The 16,786-nt window shown below is 72.0% G+C and carries 15 protein-coding genes; 10 read left to right on the top strand and 5 right to left on the bottom strand.

All coding sequences use genetic code 11. The features are described 5' to 3' along the window. Positions 1-10: 10 nt before the first annotated feature. Complete coding sequence (locus ACFXG1_RS07180) at positions 11-1,984, bottom strand: dehydrogenase E1 component subunit alpha/beta (RefSeq protein WP_384741503.1); 1,974 nt, start codon at positions 1,982-1,984, stop codon at positions 11-13. Next, on the bottom strand, positions 1,981-2,412 hold the full coding sequence (locus ACFXG1_RS07175; protein WP_384713919.1) for a nuclear transport factor 2 family protein: 432 nt from the start codon (positions 2,410-2,412) through the stop codon (positions 1,981-1,983). Before ACFXG1_RS07175 ends, ACFXG1_RS07180 begins: the two co-directional genes overlap by 4 nt. Positions 2,413-2,814: 402 nt before the next feature. On the opposite strand from ACFXG1_RS07175, the gene ACFXG1_RS07170 reads away from it, so the two are divergent. The 5 genes from ACFXG1_RS07170 to ACFXG1_RS07150 all read left to right on the top strand — a co-directional run bounded on the left by ACFXG1_RS07170 (position 2,815) and on the right by ACFXG1_RS07150 (position 7,282). Beyond that, positions 2,815-3,279 (top strand): hypothetical protein, encoded by a 465-nt coding sequence (locus ACFXG1_RS07170; protein WP_384713921.1) that lies wholly within the window; start codon positions 2,815-2,817, stop codon positions 3,277-3,279. A gap of 5 nt (positions 3,280-3,284) precedes the next feature. Continuing rightward, positions 3,285-4,190: a hypothetical protein gene (locus ACFXG1_RS07165; protein WP_384713924.1), complete on the top strand. Its 906-nt coding sequence runs from the start codon at positions 3,285-3,287 to the stop codon at positions 4,188-4,190. Positions 4,191-4,351: 161 nt separating this feature from the next. Continuing rightward, a complete protein-coding gene (locus ACFXG1_RS07160) occupies positions 4,352-4,768 on the top strand; it encodes a hypothetical protein (protein ID WP_384713927.1) in 417 nt (138 codons plus the stop codon). Positions 4,769-4,889: 121 nt separating this feature from the next. Then, positions 4,890-6,026: a PLP-dependent cysteine synthase family protein gene (locus ACFXG1_RS07155; protein ID WP_384713930.1), complete on the top strand. Its 1,137-nt coding sequence runs from the start codon at positions 4,890-4,892 to the stop codon at positions 6,024-6,026. Beyond that, positions 6,023-7,282, top strand: coding sequence for an MFS transporter (locus ACFXG1_RS07150; RefSeq protein ID WP_384713932.1), 1,260 nt, complete (start codon positions 6,023-6,025; stop codon positions 7,280-7,282). The genes ACFXG1_RS07155 and ACFXG1_RS07150 overlap by 4 nt, the downstream gene beginning before the upstream one ends. Before the next feature lie 59 nt (positions 7,283-7,341). Here the strand turns inward: ACFXG1_RS07150 and ACFXG1_RS07145 are convergent, their stop codons facing one another. From ACFXG1_RS07145 to ACFXG1_RS07135, 3 genes are read right to left on the bottom strand one after another with little or no spacing between them, the layout of a single operon-like run. Next, the gene (locus ACFXG1_RS07145) at positions 7,342-10,263 is read right to left on the bottom strand and encodes an amino acid adenylation domain-containing protein (protein WP_384741500.1); all 2,922 of its coding nucleotides are present in this window, start codon (positions 10,261-10,263) and stop codon (positions 7,342-7,344) included. 32 nt (positions 10,264-10,295) lie between these two features. Continuing rightward, positions 10,296-11,120 (bottom strand): SDR family oxidoreductase, encoded by an 825-nt coding sequence (locus ACFXG1_RS07140; RefSeq protein WP_384741498.1) that lies wholly within the window; start codon positions 11,118-11,120, stop codon positions 10,296-10,298. Next, positions 11,107-11,871: a thioesterase II family protein gene (locus ACFXG1_RS07135; RefSeq protein WP_384714014.1), complete on the bottom strand. Its 765-nt coding sequence runs from the start codon at positions 11,869-11,871 to the stop codon at positions 11,107-11,109. Before ACFXG1_RS07135 ends, ACFXG1_RS07140 begins: the two co-directional genes overlap by 14 nt. 595 nt (positions 11,872-12,466) lie before the next feature. On the opposite strand from ACFXG1_RS07135, the gene ACFXG1_RS07130 reads away from it, so the two are divergent. The 5 genes from ACFXG1_RS07130 to ACFXG1_RS07110 all read left to right on the top strand — a co-directional run bounded on the left by ACFXG1_RS07130 (position 12,467) and on the right by ACFXG1_RS07110 (position 16,745). Beyond that, positions 12,467-12,682, top strand: a complete 216-nt coding sequence (locus ACFXG1_RS07130; protein WP_384714017.1) for an MbtH family protein — start codon at positions 12,467-12,469, stop codon at positions 12,680-12,682. A gap of 93 nt (positions 12,683-12,775) precedes the next feature. Then, positions 12,776-13,537 (top strand): LmbU family transcriptional regulator, encoded by a 762-nt coding sequence (locus tag ACFXG1_RS07125; protein WP_384741495.1) that lies wholly within the window; start codon positions 12,776-12,778, stop codon positions 13,535-13,537. Positions 13,538-13,641: 104 nt separating this feature from the next. Continuing rightward, positions 13,642-15,228 carry an amino acid adenylation domain-containing protein gene (locus tag ACFXG1_RS07120; protein ID WP_384741493.1) on the top strand — a complete coding sequence of 529 codons (1,587 nt, stop codon included), beginning with the start codon at positions 13,642-13,644 and terminating at the stop codon, positions 15,226-15,228. A gap of 34 nt (positions 15,229-15,262) precedes the next feature. Then, complete coding sequence (locus ACFXG1_RS07115) at positions 15,263-15,502, top strand: acyl carrier protein (RefSeq protein WP_384741491.1); 240 nt, start codon at positions 15,263-15,265, stop codon at positions 15,500-15,502. Positions 15,503-15,557: 55 nt separating this feature from the next. Next, positions 15,558-16,745 carry an NAD(P)/FAD-dependent oxidoreductase gene (locus tag ACFXG1_RS07110; RefSeq protein ID WP_384741490.1) on the top strand — a complete coding sequence of 396 codons (1,188 nt, stop codon included), beginning with the start codon at positions 15,558-15,560 and terminating at the stop codon, positions 16,743-16,745. Positions 16,746-16,786: the final 41 nt, after the last annotated feature.

Raw genomic sequence — 16,786 nt, 5'->3', positions numbered from 1 at the left:
GTGCTCCCGGTCAGTTCAAGATGGCGTGTACGGCGGTGACGATGTCGTCGGCCGAGGGCAGTACGTGTGCCTCAAGACCGGTGTCGTACGGGACGTGTACGGGCTGCCGGGACACCAGGCGCGGCGCGGCCAGGAGTTGGTAGAAGCAGTCGGGATCGGTGACCAGCGACGATACGAGCCAGGCACCGAAGCTGCTGGTGGGTACCGCCTCCTGCACCACGACCAGGCGCCCCGTGCGGGCGAGGGACTGCCGCAGCGGCCCCAGGTCCAGCGGGTCGAGCCGCCAGAGCCCGACCACCTCGGCGTGCACTCCGTCGCCGGCCAGCCGGTCGGCGGCGTCCCGGGCGAGTTCGCGGCAGCTTCCCCAGGCGACGACCGTGACGTCGGCGTTCCCGGGGGGAGAAACAGGGGCGGCGTCTGCCCAGCGCCGCCGCAGGAGGCGCTTCGGCAGCAGGATCATCGTGGGATCGGCCCCGGTGTGCGCGAGGCGGAACGCCGCGGTGGTCTCCGCCGGGCTGTAGGGCACGGTGACACGCAGCCCGGGGGTGTGGGTGAACAGGCTCTCCAGACTCTGGCTGTGCCAGATGCCGCCGCCGGGCGTGTACGCGCCCGAGGGCGCGTACACCGTCAGCGGGCACGACCAGTCACCGGCGGTGCGCCATCGCAGAGTGGCGAGCTGGGTGGTGATCTGATTCCAGGCGGGCCCGGCGAAGTCGATGAACTGCAGCTCCACGACCGGTCGCATTCCCGCAGCGGCCAATCCGACCCCGACACCGACGACGGTGGCCTCGGCGAGGGGGGAGTTGACGACGCGCTCGGCGTGGCCGAGGCCCTTGGTGAGGGCGAAGACACCGCCCTTGGGAGCGGCGATGTCCTCACCGAAGATCACGGTGTCAGGGTCTTCCAGGGCCTCCGAAAGCGCGTCGGTGACGGCCGCCGCCATGGTGGCCGGGCTCCCGCTCGGTGCCGCCGCGGGCGACTCTTCAGGTGCCGCGTACAAGTGAGTGTGCACCGAGGTCGGTGCGGGCCTCGGTGCACGGGCGGCCCTCTCGAACGCGTTCAGCACCTCGTCGACGACCTCCTCGCAGAGCTGCTGGAGCTCGCCCCGGTCGAGCGCACCCTCCTCGACCAGCCGGTCGCAGAGGATGGTGATCGGGTCCCGCAGCCGGGCCAGTTCCTCGGCGCTGCGGTAGACACGCTGGTCGTCGAAGGAGGTGTGGGAGTCCAGCCGGTCCATCTCGCACCACAACACCACCGGCCCCCCGCCGCCCCGCACCTGCCGGAAAGCCCGCGCGGCGGCGCGGTCCAGTGCCACCGGGTCCGAGGCGTCCGGGACCAGCACCCCGGTCAGCAGCGACAGCCCTCGTGCGGTGCCGGAGACGGTACGGGTACTGATGCCGTACATGTTGTCCTCCACCACGAAGACCAGCGGGAGCTGCTTCTCCACGGCGAAGGCGACCGCCTCGTAGAACTCGCCCTGCCGTGTCGACGCCTCGCCCACCAGGCACAGCACCACGTCGTCGTCACCGCGCAGCCGCGCCGCCCAGGCGAATCCGGCGGCGGGCAGACAGTTGCTGGCGACCGGGGCGGCGACGGAGAAGACGTTCAGGTCGCGGTGCGAGAAGTGGCTCGTCATATTGCGCCCTGCCGAGCCGGAAGCAGGGGTGGCGAACAGATCCGCCGCCATGTCGGCCAGGGTCATCCCTCGGGCCAGCAAGAGAGCCCGGTCGCGGTAGTGCGGAGCGATGACGTCGCTCGGCCGCAAGTGCCGTGCCAGCACCGCCAGGGATTCGTGGCCCGAGCCTGGGATGTGGAACCAGATTCCGCCCTGCCGGTAGGTCAGTGCCGCCCGCCGGTCGAACTCCCGTGACACCAGCATCGTCCGGAGCCACCCCAGGGCCCGGTCGCTGTCCGCCGGTACGAACACCGCACGCGGTTCGGCAGACGTATCCGGTACCGCGACAGTGACTGGGCGCTCGTTCACGCGCCGTCACCCGGCACACCGGTTCCCAAGGCCTGAAGGTGCAAGAGGTGGTAGTCCTCGTGTCGGACAATGGTCCGACTCGGTCCGAAGTGGAGCACGGAAGCGCCCCTGACGTCGAACACGCCGCCGACCACGAACCCTTCGGGCATTCCCGGGAGCAGTGTGCCGATCGTGCCGGACAAGACCCAGGTGATCGCCGCGCCGTCGGAGCACGCGATGGTGCTCCGGACATCCATCCGCAGGTCGGGAATGGCGGCGAACCAGGCATTGAGCAGCGTGTAGTACTCCCCGGCATCGTTGACTCGCAAATCCAGGGCGACGTCCTCGAAGGAGAATTCATCCGCGTAGAGGTCGATCAGTGCCCGCACGTCGTGCGCGTTGCACGCTTCGACGAACCCGGCGAGTATCTCCGCAGTCTGCTCCGACATCAGCGACCCCCTGCGCCGTGGTTGCGGTACGCGTGGGAGGGAGTTCGTCCCTCGCGGTAGTTGGCGATCTCACCGTTCCGTGGAGTTCGGCCCACGGACCGGGAGCGTGCTCGGAAACGGATGGTGGACGGACAGTACGAGGTCATCGCATGCCTCCGTCGCGGAATCTGGACTCTGGGCATCGGGATGTGCCGCCCGCACGGAATGCCGGTATGTCACCGAACGATTGACCGGAAGGTCGAGCAGGCATATGTCTACAGCACGCCTGTTTGCTGCCCGGGGGAAGAGGCACGGGGACGTGAATGCGTGCACGCGTTGAACGCTTGCGTGCTTGTGAAGGCGTCCGTTGGATCGTCGGGAGGAGTCATGGCACGTCAATAGCCCAACGGCCGACTGGCGGCCTTGCTGGTCGAGGCCGACTGGAAGGGTGCGGAACTCTCCAGGGCAGTCGTCGCCCTGGGCGTGGCGCAAGGACTGCGCCTGGGCTACGACCGCACCTCGGTGGCCCACTGGCTGTCCGGTTCCCGACCACGACCGCCCGTCCCCGAACTGGTGGCCGCCGCACTGACGCGCCGCCTCGGGCGCGCCGTCAGTGCCGAGGAAACCGGCTTGACGCGTGTGCGGGAGGTTCCGTCGTCGGCCACCGGCTTGCGGCCGGGACCGGACCGGCGGGCGCCGGGGGGTGTGGTGCATCACCTCATCACCCTGTGCCGGGAGGATGCCGACCCCGTGCGCCGCGCCTATCTGGCCCGTACCGTCTACACCCCGACCGGCCTCGTTCTGCCCCACTGGCCCCCGCGGCCGACGGCCCCTTCCCCACCGCCGGTGCCGGAACCGAGGCGATCGCCGCGGACGCGGAACGTCTGAGGGAGATGGCGCGCGTCTTCGCCGTGCTGACCGACCGGCACGGTGGTGCTCACGCCCGGACCGCCCTGGTGACCTGTCTCGTCGACGACGCGGCCTGCGTTCTGACCGCTCCCGCGCGCCCCGCTCTCCGTCGCGAACTCCTCACCCTCACGGCCCAGCTCACCCACATGCTCGCCAATATGACGGCCGATACGGGCCATGCGGGCCTGGCCCAGCGCTACTACAGCGTCGCTCTGACGCTTGCCGGCCAAGCGCACGACCGTCGCCAGTACGCCGTCACTCTGCGTGCGATGAGCTTGCAGGCGCTGACTTTGGGGCATCCCGGCACGGCCCACGGGCTCACGAGCATCGCTTTGGAGATCGCGGGTCCTGATACCAACCCGGCCGTCCGTGCGTTCGTCCTCTCACAGCATGCCCTCACCCATGCCTACCAGCGTCAGCGTCGCCCGGCTCATGCCACGCTGATCGCCGCCGAAGCCTCGCTCGACCGGGTCGAGGGCGGATCGCGGGGGCCGTTCGCCACCTATCCTCGCCCCGGCCTCGACTATCAGCGTGCCCGAACGCTGGCCACTCTGGGTGACTGGCCCGGTGCTCCGGCCGAGCCCCATCTCCGGCTCGGCCACTTGGAGATGGCCTGCCACCACTGGCATATCTTCCTCGACGACTATCCCCGTATCCAGTCCCACAGAGCCGACCGGGCGCTCTCGCTTCTGCTGCACGGTGTCGGAGCATTCCCGAGCCAGCCGGACGCCCCCATGAGCCTTCTGGGCTCGTGGGCCTGGCCTGCTCCGGTCGACGGCGGAGAGATCCCCAGAGGCGGCGACCCCGCTCGGTACTCGACGGTGTGCCCGGCCGATCCCTCGTTCGGCCTCTTGTTTCCAGCCTGCTCGGATCGAGGGAGAACGAAATGATCAAGCCGGTTTCACCAGGGCCGTGAGAGCGAGAGGCCGTTCGTGGCAAGGGATGGGGGCGCGGCCGGGTGCACAATGCGGCCATGGGCCGTGTCCCCCGTTCGGTGACATTCCGTCATTCTCGGTGTGGCGTGTGGTGCGCGATCGCTTACGTTCGACGGGTGAAGCGTTCGAGGATCGGCGTGTACGCCCTGAGGCCCCCGGGGCGGATCGTCCTGCTGGTGGGCCTGGTGGCGCTGATCGTCGTGCACCTGGCCGGAGCCGTGCACCGTGAGGGTTCCTCGGACGCGCACCTGCCGCTCGCCTGGGGCTCGTGCCTCCACTCCGTCGACGTCGGTGACCCGAGCGGCCCCCATGACCACGGGCACGGCGGGGACGACCACCTCGATCACGACGCGGACCGGACCCGTGTGGCGGTGGACTCGGGGGATCTGTCGGCGGCTGCCACGGTCGCCGCCCTGGACGCCGACACGGCGTCCGTCTCCCCGGCGCCCTGCCCCGGTGCCTGTTCATCGGCGCCGTCCGGCGGCACGGAGGGCAGATCCACTCTCGTACGTCACTGCGTTCTGCGGCAGTAGGCCGCGCACCACACCCGACCGCCCCCGGCCCCCGGGCCGGCGGCCGGGTGTGCCCGCGCGCCCTTGACCCTTCTGCCGTAGCGCACCCGTCGTCCGTACGGGGTGCGCAGGAGAACCGCAGATGCACCTTTCCCTGGTGGAACCGCATGCCCTCGGGGCCCACGCCCCCGCTCCCGCCGTCGCCCGCAGGCCCGCCCATCTGGTGGGCGACACCCCCGTCCTGTGGATCGACGAACCCTTCGCCCCGCCCGGCCGCGGCTTCTACGCCAAGCTGGAGGGCGCCAACCCCGGGGGGATCAAGGACCGCCCGGCGCTGCACATGGTCGCCGAGGCCCGGCGGCGGGGTGATCTCACGCCCGGCGCCCCGGTCGTGGAGTCGTCCAGCGGAACGCTCGGCCTCGGGCTGGCGCTGGCCGGGCTGACCTACGGCCACCCCGTCACGGTGGTGTCCGACCCGGGCATGGAGCCCACGATGACCAGGCTGCTGACGTCGCTCGGGGCGCGGGTGGACCAAGTGGACGCCCCTCATCCGGAGGGCGGCTGGCAGGAGGCCCGCCGTCTGCGGGTGGCGGAGCTGCTGGCCCGCTCCCCGGGGGCGTACTGCCCCGACCAGTACAGCAACCCCGACAATGTCGCCGCCTACGGCACCCTCGCGGCCGAACTCGTCGCGCAGCTCGGCCGGATCGATGTCCTGGTGGTCGCGGTCGGTACGGGTGGGCACTCGGCGGGTATCGCCTCCGTTCTGCGGCAGGCCGGCCCGGGGCCGAGGGTGATCGGCGTCGACTCGGTCTCCTCCACGATCTTCGGGCAGCCGGCCGGGCCCCGGCTGATGCGCGGCCTGGGGTCCAGCATCCATCCCGCGAACGTCGACTACGCGGCCTTCGCCGAGGTGCACTGGGTCGCCCCGGCCGAGGCGGTGTGGGCGGCACGGTCGCTGGCCCTTCGGCACTACGCTTCCGGGGGCTGGAGCGTTGGGGCGGTCGCCCTCGTCGCGGGCTGGGCCGCCCGGACCCTGCCGCCCGGCACCCGGATCGCGGCCGTCTTCCCCGACGGACCCCACCGCTATCTGGAGACCGTCTACAACGACGCGTGGTGCCGCGAGCGCGGTCTGCTGGACGGGCCGCCCGCGCCGGAGCCGGACGAGATCTCCGACCCGCAGGAGCGGGTGGTCGCCCGGTGGACGCGCTGCCGGAACGTCCGCGACCCCCTGGGCCGTATCCCCGCCGTGCCGGTCCTGGCCGGGGAGGGGGCCCGATGAAGGGATTGGTGGCCGGCACGGCCTCCTTCGACCCCGCCGCACGGCTGCTGATGGTGAACCAGTTCGCCATCAACCTGGGTTTCTACATGCTGATGCCCTATCTCGCCGACCATCTCTCCGAGGGGCTGGGGTTGGCGGCCTGGGCCGTGGGGCTCGTCCTGGGCGTACGGAACTTCTCCCAGCAGGGCATGTTCCTCCTCGGCGGCACACTCGCCGACCGCTACGGCTGCAAACCGCTGATCGTCGCCGGATGCCTGCTGCGGACGGTCGCCTTCGCCCTGCTGGGTCTGGTGACCACCCTGCCCGCGCTGATCGTGGCCTCACTGCTCACCGGGTTCGCCGGAGCCCTGTTCAACCCGGCCGTCCGCGCCTATCTCGCGGCCGAGGCCGGCGAGGAGCGCCGGGTGGAGGCGTTCGCGCTCTTCAACGTCTACTACCAGGCGGGCATCCTGGCCGGGCCACTGGTCGGACTCGCCCTGCTGGCCTGGGACTTCCGAGCTGTATGCGTGGTCGCCGCCATCGTCTTCGGCGTGCTCGCGGTCGCTCAGATCCGCGCCCTGCCCGCCAGGCCGCCCGCTCCGGACGCCTCCCGGGCCACGTGGCGCGCGATGGCGGCCGACTGGCGCACCATCGCCCGCAACCGGCCGTTCCTGCTCTTCGCGGTCGCGATGAGCGGCTCGTACGTCCTGGCCTTCCAGGTCTATCTGGCCCTGCCGCTGCGGGCGCGGGAGCTGTTCGGTGAGCGGACCGGACTGGTCACCGGGGCGATCTTCGCCGTCTCGGCGCTTGCCGCTCTCTCCGGGCAACTACGGCTCACGGCCTGGGCGAAACGCGCGCTGCCGGGCCCGTACGCGATCACCGGTGGGCTGCTGATGATGGGCGCCGCGTTTCTGCCCCTCCTCGTCCCCGTCCCCGACGGTACGGGCGGGCGGATCGCGGGCGCGGCGGCCCTGGCGTTGTGCGCCGCGCTCCTGGCCTGGGGCGGGGCACTGCTCTACCCCTTCGAGATGGACACCGTCGTCCGGCTCTCGGGTGACCGGCTCGTCGCCACCCACTACGGCGCCTACAGCACCGTGTCCGGGGTGGCGATCTCACTGGGCAACCTGGGCGTGGGCGCGCTCTTCGACACCGGGGTCGACTGGCTGCCCTGGGCCGTGATGGCCGCCACCGGACTGCTCTGCGCCGCCGCCGTGACGGCACTGCACCGCACCGGCGGCATGGCCCGCGAGCCGGTGTCCGCACCCGCCGCGCGCTGAAGGCCCGGCGGATACGCGATCGGGGCCGGCCGTCGGATACGGCCGGCCCCGGCCGGGGGCTATCCGGTGGGTTCGCGTCCGGCGATGAGCGCGCTCACCTCGGCGGGGGTCGGGTGGATATGGAGCTCGCGCAGCGATACCGGGGGCAGTCCGGCCCGGCGCAGCGCGCCGGAGAGCCGGACGGCGAGCAGGGAGTTGCCGCCGGTGGTGAAGAAGTCGTCATGGGGGCCGATATGGTCGCCGAGGATGTCCCGCCAGACCTTCAACACGGCGTCGTCCGCCGGTTCCCCGGTTCCGGCCGACGGCGGCGGGCCGGGGATCGCGGGGGCCGGTGCCAGCCCGCCGGCATCGATCTTGCCGTTGACGGTGAGGGGCAGTTCCGGGAGCAGGGTGAAGGTGGCGGGCACCATGTACTCCGGGAGGTAGCGGGCCGCCCGCCGCCGGAGGTCCTCGGTGGAGACCCCGGCGTCCCCGGGGACGACATAAGCGTCCAGACGTACGCCCGCCGCGTCCCCCGGATCTCCGCCGAGGACGACCGCCGCCGCGGTGACGCGGTCGTCCTCCAGCAGGACCGAGCGGATCTCGCCGAGTTCGATCCGGAATCCGCGCACCTTGACCTGGTCGTCGATCCGGCCGAGGTGGTCGAGCCGCCCGTCGGGGCGCAGCCTGCCCAGATCGCCGCTGCGGTAGACCCGCTCCCCGGAGACGGGGTCGACGACGAAGCGGGCCGCGGTCAGCTCCTCCCGGCCGAGATAGCGGTCGGCCACGCCCGCGCCGCCGACCCAGATCTCACCGGGGACGCCGAAGGGCTGGAGCCGGCCCGCCGTATCGCGTACCGACACCGACCAGCCGGGCAGCGCGCGGCCGACGGTACGGGAGCCGGCGGTGAGGTCGAGGGGGGTGACGGTGTGCGCGGTGACATGGACGGTGGTCTCGGTGATGCCGTACATATTGACCACCCGGCAGCGGGTGTGCGGATGCCTCCGGAACCAGTCCCGGAGGATCCGTACGTCCAGCGGTTCGCCGCCGAAGACGACCAGCCGTACCGCGAGGGCGGCGGAGGCCCGCAGATCGACCTCCTTGAGCGCGGCGAAGGCGGACGGGGTCTGGTTGAGAACGGTGACGCGATGGCGGACCAGGAGGTCGTGGAAGTCCTCGGGGTTCCGGGAGACGTAGTACGGCACCACGACCAGCTGCCCGCCGGTGAGCAGCGCGCCCCAGATCTCCCAGACGGAGAAGTCGAAGGCGCTGGAGTGGAAGAGCGTCCAGGTGTCCGCGGGGGTGAACCCGAAGTCGGCGGCGGTGGCCGTGAGCAGTGCGTGGACATTGCGGTGGGGTACCGCGACGCCCTTGGGCCGCCCGGTGGAGCCGGAGGTGTAGATGACGTAGGCGATGGCGTCCGGGTCGGTGGCGGTAGCGCCCGGGTCGGGGTTCGCGTCCGGGGCCGGGTCGCCGTCGCCGGACGACAGCTCGGCCGGACGCAGTACGGTCACCCCGTCCACGGCGGGGAAGTCGGGACCGGTGGAGACCAGGATCCGGATCCCGGCGTCGGTGACTGTGTGGACCAGCCGTTCCGCCGGATACGCGGTGTCCATGGGGACATAGGCGGCGCCGGTCTTGAGGATCCCCAGCAGGGTGACCACCAGGTCGGTATCGCGGTCGAGACGGACACCGACCAGATCCCCCGGGAGTACCCCGACGGCCCTCAGCGCGCGGGCCGCCGTGTCGGAGCGGGCGTCGAGTTCGGCGTAACTGAGCGTGCCGCCCGGGCCGGTGAGGGCGGGGGCGTCCGGCTGGGCGGCCGCCACCGCGCGGAAGGTCGCGTGGAGGGGCGCGGGGGGCGTGCCGCCCCGGGCCGGGGTGCGACCCGCGGCGAGGACGGCGGCGGCCTCGTCGGCGGTCAGCGGCGCCATGCCGCCGACGGCGGTTCCGACCGGGGCCCGGGCCAACTCCCGTACGGCGCGGTCGAGATGTCCGGCGAACCGCCGGGCGACGGCCGGGGCGATCGTGCCCTCGTCGTGGCGCAGCGCACCGCCGACGGTGCCGTCCTGGTCGTACCGCCACTCCAGGGTCGCCGGAAAGGCGGGGGTGAGGGCCGGCCGGTAGACCTCGCCCGGACGCTCCCCGGTGAGCAGGACCCCGACCGCGGGCGGCTCCGGCAGGCATACGTCTCCCGGGGCGATGCTCTCCGCCGCCGCGCCGAGCAGTTCGGCGACCTCCGTTTCCTCGTATACGGGGAGGGTGACCAGGCGTTCCGACTCCCCGGCAACAGGGTCCTCGGTGACCAGTCCGAATACGGCCCGTTCCGAGGCGCCGTAGCGGGCGATGACCAGTGCGGTGGCCGCCACCAGCAGGGCGGGCGCGGTGTCCGCCGCGACTTTCGCGGTGGCCAGCTCGACGGTACCGGTCCGGCCCGCCCGGGCCGGATCGCCGAGCCCCCACGGCAGCGCGACCGCCGCGTCCCCGGACCCGGAAGGCACCCCGGACCGGGAAGGCACCCCGGCCCCGGCCGGGGACCCGGGGCGGGCCGCGGTACCGGCCGCCGGGTCCGGTGCCACCGCGTCCGGCAGCTCCATGGGCGTACCCGGTACGGACAGCGCCGTGGCCAGCAGGCCCAGGGTCCGCCGGTCCACCACCCGGCGGTGCGCCACCACCACCAGATCGGCCTCGCCGTCCGCGTAGCCCAGGACGACGGCCCGGGCGACGACCGGATCGCCGTCCACCGTACGGCTCGCTTCGCGGCGGACACGGGCCCGTGCCTCCGGGTCGCCCGCGTCCACCTCCAGCCGCTCGTCGAAGAGCCGTACGCCCCCGAGCCCGGGGTGACGCTCCATCAGCACGTCCAGGGCCGCGCGCACCGCGGCCGCGCCGGTTCCGGTGGGCAGTCGCCGGACGAGGCTGTGGCAGACATGGGCGAGCAGCCGCCCGCTCGGGTGATCGGCCGCGGGGACCCCGTCGACCGCTGCGCTGGGGACGGACACACTCACTCCTTTGGCTGGAACCGGGGAGAGGATCAGCGGGCGGTGAATCCGGCGTCCACGGTGACCACCGTTCCTGTGACCATCCGGGAGTCGTCACCGGCCAGCCAGACCGCGGCGCCCGCGACATCGGCCGGGTCGACCAGGGAACCGGTCGCCACCGACTCCAGATAGACCGCCTCCTGCTCCTCGTAGCTGATACCGAGCGCGTCCGCGACGACCGCGGTCATCTGGCCGTCCACGGCCGGATCGTCCCGGACCGGCCCCGGACAGAGGGCGTTGACCCGGATGTTCGCGGGCGCGTAGTCCAGCGCGGCCGCCTTGCTCAGGCCGACGAGACCGTGTTTGGAGGCGACATAGCCGGCGAAATGGCGATAGCCCACGAGACCGGCCGTCGAGGCGACGTTGACGATGCTGCCCGCCCGCTGGGCCAGCATCACCGGGGCGACGGCGGTGATCAGCCGCCACGGGCCGGAGAGGTTCACCTCCAGCATCACCCGCCACTCCTCCTCGGTGACCTCGTGCGCGGGCCGCCCGGAGGGCGCCCCCACCCCCGCGTTGTTGATCAGCGCGTCGATCCGGCCGAACCGGTCCACCGCCGCGGTGACGGCCGCGGAGACCGCGGCGGACGAGCGGACGTCGGCCGGTGCGACGAGCACCGAGGCCCCCCGCTCCCGGCAGAGCCGCGCGGTCCGCTCCAGCTGATCCGCCGACCCCAGGGGATAGGGGACCTCCGGCAGATCGCCGCCGATGTCGACGAGGACGAGATCCGCGCCCTCGTCGGCCGCCCGGACGGCGCACGCCCGGCCGATGCCCCGGGCCGCCCCGGTGATGACCACGGTCTTCTCACGCAGTGCCATGGACGAGCCCCTCCGGCCTGCCACGGCCCCCGGTGACGGTCGTGGAGATCAGTTCGAGCAGCGGCCCGGGATCGTCCGCCGGATACATATGGCCCCCGCCGACCTCGACCAGGGAGAACTCGGCGGTGGTCACCTCCCGCCAGCGGGCCACGTCGTCCCGGGACACGAACGCGTCGTCCGCCGCGTAGACCGCGGTCACCGGGGTGTCGAGCGGAGGACCGCCGTCCGCCCGGTAGCCCTCGTCCATCGCGAAGTCGGCCCGGAGCGTCGGGAGCAGCAGCTCCCGGATCTCCGGCACCTCGAAGGCCGGGTAACGGCGTCCGGTGGTCTTCTCGACATGGGTGAGAAAGGCGTCGTCGGAGAGCGCCGAGACATCGCTGACCGGTCCGGCGGACGGCGGGCGGGCCGCGCTGATGAAGAGATGCGCCACCTCGACACCCGGGGACGCGGCGATGCGCCGGGTGAGTTCATAGGCGAGGACCGCACCGAGGAAGCAGTGCCCGAAGAGGGCGACGGGACCCTCACCGGCCGCCTCCAGCGCGGCCGGAAGCAGTCCGTCCGCCGCGCGGCGCACATCCCGGTACGGCTCCACGTCCAGCAGGCGCTCCCGGCCGGGCAACGAGAGCGGCGCCGCCACGACCCCGTGGAGACCCGCCTTGTTCCACGGATGGAAGAAGTTCGCGCCGCCCCCGGCGAACGGAAGACAGAGCAAGGGGACCCCGTCCCGCTCCGAAGTCGTCGGCTTGGTCACTGCATCGCCTCCAGGCGCGGCTCCGGTACGGGATGTGACAGCCGTCCGGGGCGGATGGATGGTGGATATCGAACCGTGCGCATACCGCGTCGCCATAACGCCGCCTCGCCATAACGCGGCGTCGCCGCAACGCCTCGATGCCGTAGCGCCGCCTTGCCCGCGCCGCCATGTCATAACGCCGTTATGGCGTAGGACCGGTAACGCCGTACAGGCCGACCGCCGTGGCGGAAGGGGAACGTCCGGGGAATTCCATCGCCGGGAGTTCCTTTCCCGTCGCGTGCCCCGCGAATTCCCTCGTCCCATGGGCCGCATCGGGTTCGAAACACAATCGAGCGGGCCGGTCCACGGGCCCCGCTCGGCCATCGTGGCACAGAACCCCGGAGCGATACAGACCGGCCCCCATGGCCGGGAGAACCGCTTTCAGACCGTCCTTGCGGCACCGGCGGCCGGGTCCTAGCGTGGCGTCAGCATTCAGGGCCGACATGGCCGCCGGGTGTCCCGTCGACAGGACGAATCCGACCCCGGGAAGCCACACCTGGACCGGAGATTATCGATTTCTCCGGCAGACCTCCGTGACGATTGAGGACGGTGGCAGTTGAGTACGAACCCTTTCGACGACGAGGACGGTCGCTTCTACGTCGTGGTGAACGACGAGGACCAGCACTCCCTGTGGCCGCTGTTCGCCGAGGTGCCCGCGGGCTGGCGGGTGGCCTTCGGCGAGGCGTCCAGGGCCGAGTGCCTGGAGTACGTCGAGCGGAACTGGACCGATCTGCGCCCCCGGAGCCTGCGGGAGGCCATGGCGGCGGACTGACCGCCGGCCGGGTGCCCGTCCGGGCGACCCGGCCAGGTCCGGAGGAACACTCCGATACTCCGATGGGGAGAGAAAGGCTCGGGAGGGCGCCCTGTGAGAACCGCGAGCGGACCCGGAACGGCGCCGGTGGCCACCGGTGGCGAACCCGCGCAACGCGATGTCGTGCTGTCCTTCGTCGGGAAGCAGACCCAGGTACGCAAGACGGGGATGATCTTCCCGGAGACCCTGTCGGAGCGTTCCTGGGAGCGGATCGGATCCAGCCTGCGCGAGCTGTCGAACTCCTCCGCGTGGTGGCTCGGCGACTGGCTGGTCTTCGGTGAGGCCGCCTACGGCTGGCGGCGCTACCGCGAGGCCATCGAGCGCACGGGACTCGACTACCAGACCCTGCGCAACTACGCCTGGGTGGCCCGGCGGTTCGAGCACCAACGCCGCCGGGACACCCTCAGCTTCGCCCACCATGCCGAGGTGACCCGGCTCGCGCCGCCGGAACAGGACTACTGGCTGCGCAGGGCCGAACAGCGCAAGTGGTCGCGGAACGAACTGCGCAGGGCGGTCCGGGCCGGCCTCGCCGAGCAGTCCGGATCCCCCGAAGCCCTGCCGAACGGCACCGCCCGGTCGCCCCGCGACGACCGGATGACCGGCGACGACCCGATGACCGGCGGCGACCGCGGCCGAATGCCCGGCACCGCCCCCGAGTCCGGGGCCGGTGAGCACCGGCCGGCGGTCACCACCCTCACCATCGAACTGTCCGCCGGACAGCTGGACCACTACGCCGAAGCCGCCGCCGCACACGGTCTGCCCGTCGGCCAGTGGGCGGCCCGGGTCCTGGACGCCGCCCGGCGGCGCCCCGCCTGAGCGCCCGGTCGGGTCCGCGGCCGGTGCGCCCCCACGGCACCGGCCGCGGGCCGCCGCGACCCCGCGCCCCCACCGGGAACGCGCTACCGCATGGGAGCCCATTGATGATCCTTCAGGGAAAGCGGGTCGCCCTGCCCCCGGCGCCCCTCGTACACCGGCGGTTCGAGGCCCACGCGGCCGCCGCGCCCGATGCCGTCGCCGTCGTCCGCGGCGACGAGCGGGTGACCTACGGCGAGCTGAACGCCCGGGCCAACCGGTTCGCGCACTACCTCACCGCGCGCGGCCACGGCCGGGGCGCCAGGATCGGGATCTGCCTCGACTACTCGGTCGACCTACTGGTCGTCCTCCTCGGCACCCTGAAGGCGGGCGCGGCCTATGTGCCGTTCGACCCGGCCTACCCGGCGGCCAGGCTGCGACTGCTGCTCGGCCAGGTCCCCGGTCTCGCCGTGATCGTGGCCTCCCCGGCCACCGCCGAACTGGTCGAGTCGGCCGACGCCGAGATCATCACCCTCGACCGGCTCGCCGGCCGGCTGAGGGACCTCCCGGCGACCGATCCCCGGACCGGGGTCACCGGCGACGACATCTGCTACGCCGTCTTCACCTCCGGGTCCACCGGGGTCCCGAAGGTGACCGCCGTACGGCACGAGGGCTGGTTCAATCTGCTGAACTGGCTCCGGCTCGACTACCGGCTGCACCGCGGTTCGAGCCATCTGGTGGTCAGCGCCTTCGGCTTCGACCTCTCCCAGCGCGCCCTGATGGCACCGCTGTTCTGCGGTGCCACCCAGCATCTGACGGCCGGCCGGAACTTCGACCCGGCACTGGCCCACCGGCTGCTGGACCGGTACGGCGTCCGGGTGGTCCACTGCGCGTCCAGCACCCTGTATCTGCTGGTCGAGTGGGAGACCGCACGCGGCGGCGACGCCCTCGCCCGGCTCGACCACATCCTCTTCGGCGGGGAGCCGCTGCGCCCCGAGCGGATCGTGGACTGGGCCCGGCGCGACGACACCACCTGCACCCTGCTGCACCAGTACGGCGTCGCCGAGTGCACCGATGTCGCGACCTCCTACGACCTCTCCGGCTACCGGCCCGGGGAACACGACATCCCCCCGGTCGGCACCCCCGCCCACAACACCGGTGTCCATGTCGTCGACGAGCGGCTGCGGGGCGTCGGGCCGGGGGAGTACGGCGAGATCTGCATCTCCGGGACCGGTGTCGGCGCGGGCTATCTGGGCGCCACGGGCCCCGAATCCGGGCGCTTCACCACCGTCGACGTCGACGGCGTACCGCGTCGGCTGTACCGCACGGGGGACCGCGGCCGGGTGACCGGCGACGGGGAACTCGTGGTCGCCGGACGGCTGGACGCACAGGTGAAGGTGCGCGGTATGCGGATCGACCCGGCCGATGTCGAGCGCGCCCTGGGCCGGCTGGCCGGAGTCCGGGAAGCCGCCGTGGTGGCCGCCCCCGCCGGCTCCGGCGAGACCGAGCTGATCGCCTTCGTCGTCCCGGCGGGCGACGGGGCCACCGGGGACGAGCTGCGCGCCCGCCTGCGGGAGACCCTGCCCCGGAACATGGTCCCGGCCAGATTTCTGAACATCCCCCGGCTGCCGCTGAGTCCCCACGGGAAAGCGGACCGCGCGGCACTCGCCGAGGAATGGCGCAACCGGTACGCCGAAGGCGACCCGATTCGATAACCGCCGGATCTTGCCGACCACCGAGAGGGAGACGATGATTGCCGACAGGGTGCGCGGAATCTGGTGCCGGGAACTCGAACGCGACGATATCTCGTTCGACGACGACTTCTTCGCCCTGGGCGGCCAGTCCGTGATCATGGCCAGGATTCAGCTGGCCTATATCCAAGAGCTGGGTTTCGAAGTGCCGGTGGACCAGATGTTCCGCAATCCCACCGTGGCCGCGATTTCCGCGTATATCGAGAACACCTTCCAGGGCACGGTCGACCCCCGGTGACGCCCACCGTCCCGGCCGTCCGGGAAACCCCCGATCCCACCGGCGGAGAGGCGCCATGTACGACGTCATTGTCATAGGTGCCCGGTGCGCGGGTTCACCGGCGGCCATGCTCTTCGCCCGGCAGGGATATCGAACCCTGCTGCTGGAGAAGGCCCGATTCCCCCGGGACACCCTCTCCTCCCACTACATCCACCAGCCGGGCGTGGCGCTCCTCGGCCGCTGGGGGCTGCTCGACGAGCTGCGCGCCGCGGGCTGCCCGCCGATCGACCACGAGAGCTACCGGGGCCCCGGAGTCCGGCTGGACGGCTTCTCCCTGCCGGTCGACGGCCATCGGACCACCTACGCGCCGAGGCGGTTCGTCCTCGACCCGATCCTGGCGGGCGGAGCCGTCGCGGCCGGCGCGGAGTTCCGGGAGTCCTGTACGGTCACCGGTCTGCTCCACGAGGGCGGCCGGGTCGCCGGGGTGCGGTACACGACGCCCGGCGGCGCCGAGACGACGGAGCGGGCCCACCTGGTGGTCGGCGCGGACGGGAAGCGGTCCCTGGTGGCCCGTACCACCGGGGCACCGAACGTCGTCGAACACCCGCGGATGTCCTGCGTCTACTACAGCTACTGGGCCGGAGTCCCCTCGGGCTTCGAACTCTACGAACGGCCCGGCCGGTGGATCGTCGCCGTACCCACCAACGACGACCTCACCCTGGTCATGACGTACTTTCCGCAGGACGAGTTCGCCGAGGTGCGCAAGGCGGTGGAGCCGGCCTATCTGGAGGCCGTCCGCTCCACCGCCCCCGAGCTGGCCGAACGCATGGCGGCCGGGGAGCGCGTGGAGCAGCTCTACGGCACCGGGCACCAGGAGAACTACTTCCGGCGGGCGTACGGGCCCGGCTGGGTACTGCTCGGCGACGCGGTCCACCACAAGGACTCGATCACCGCCCGGGGCATCACCGACGCGTTCCTCCAGGCGCAGTCGCTCACCGGCCGCATCGGGGAGCGGCTCCACGACGGCCCGGCGCTGGAGGAGGCACTGCGGCGCTACCAGGACGATCTTGAGGACACCTTCTCCGACATCTACCAGGGCGCGCTCAACGTGGCGGAGCTGAAGCCCGAGGGGCGGACGGCGATGCTGCGGCATCTCGCCGGTCACCAGGAGTTGATCGACCGGTACTTCTCGACGGTGTCGGGCGCCTGCTCCATCGACGACTTCTACAACGCCGAACTCCTGGCCGTACTCGACCGGAACTGAACGGCGGAACGCTCCCCGGCAGCCCTATCCCCTTGGAGAGA

The organism is Streptomyces sp. NPDC059248, from assembly GCF_042753905.1.
Taxonomy (GTDB): domain Bacteria; phylum Actinomycetota; class Actinomycetes; order Streptomycetales; family Streptomycetaceae; genus Streptomyces.
Note: the sequence above shows the minus strand (reverse complement) of the source record. Positions and strands in the feature narration are given on the sequence as shown.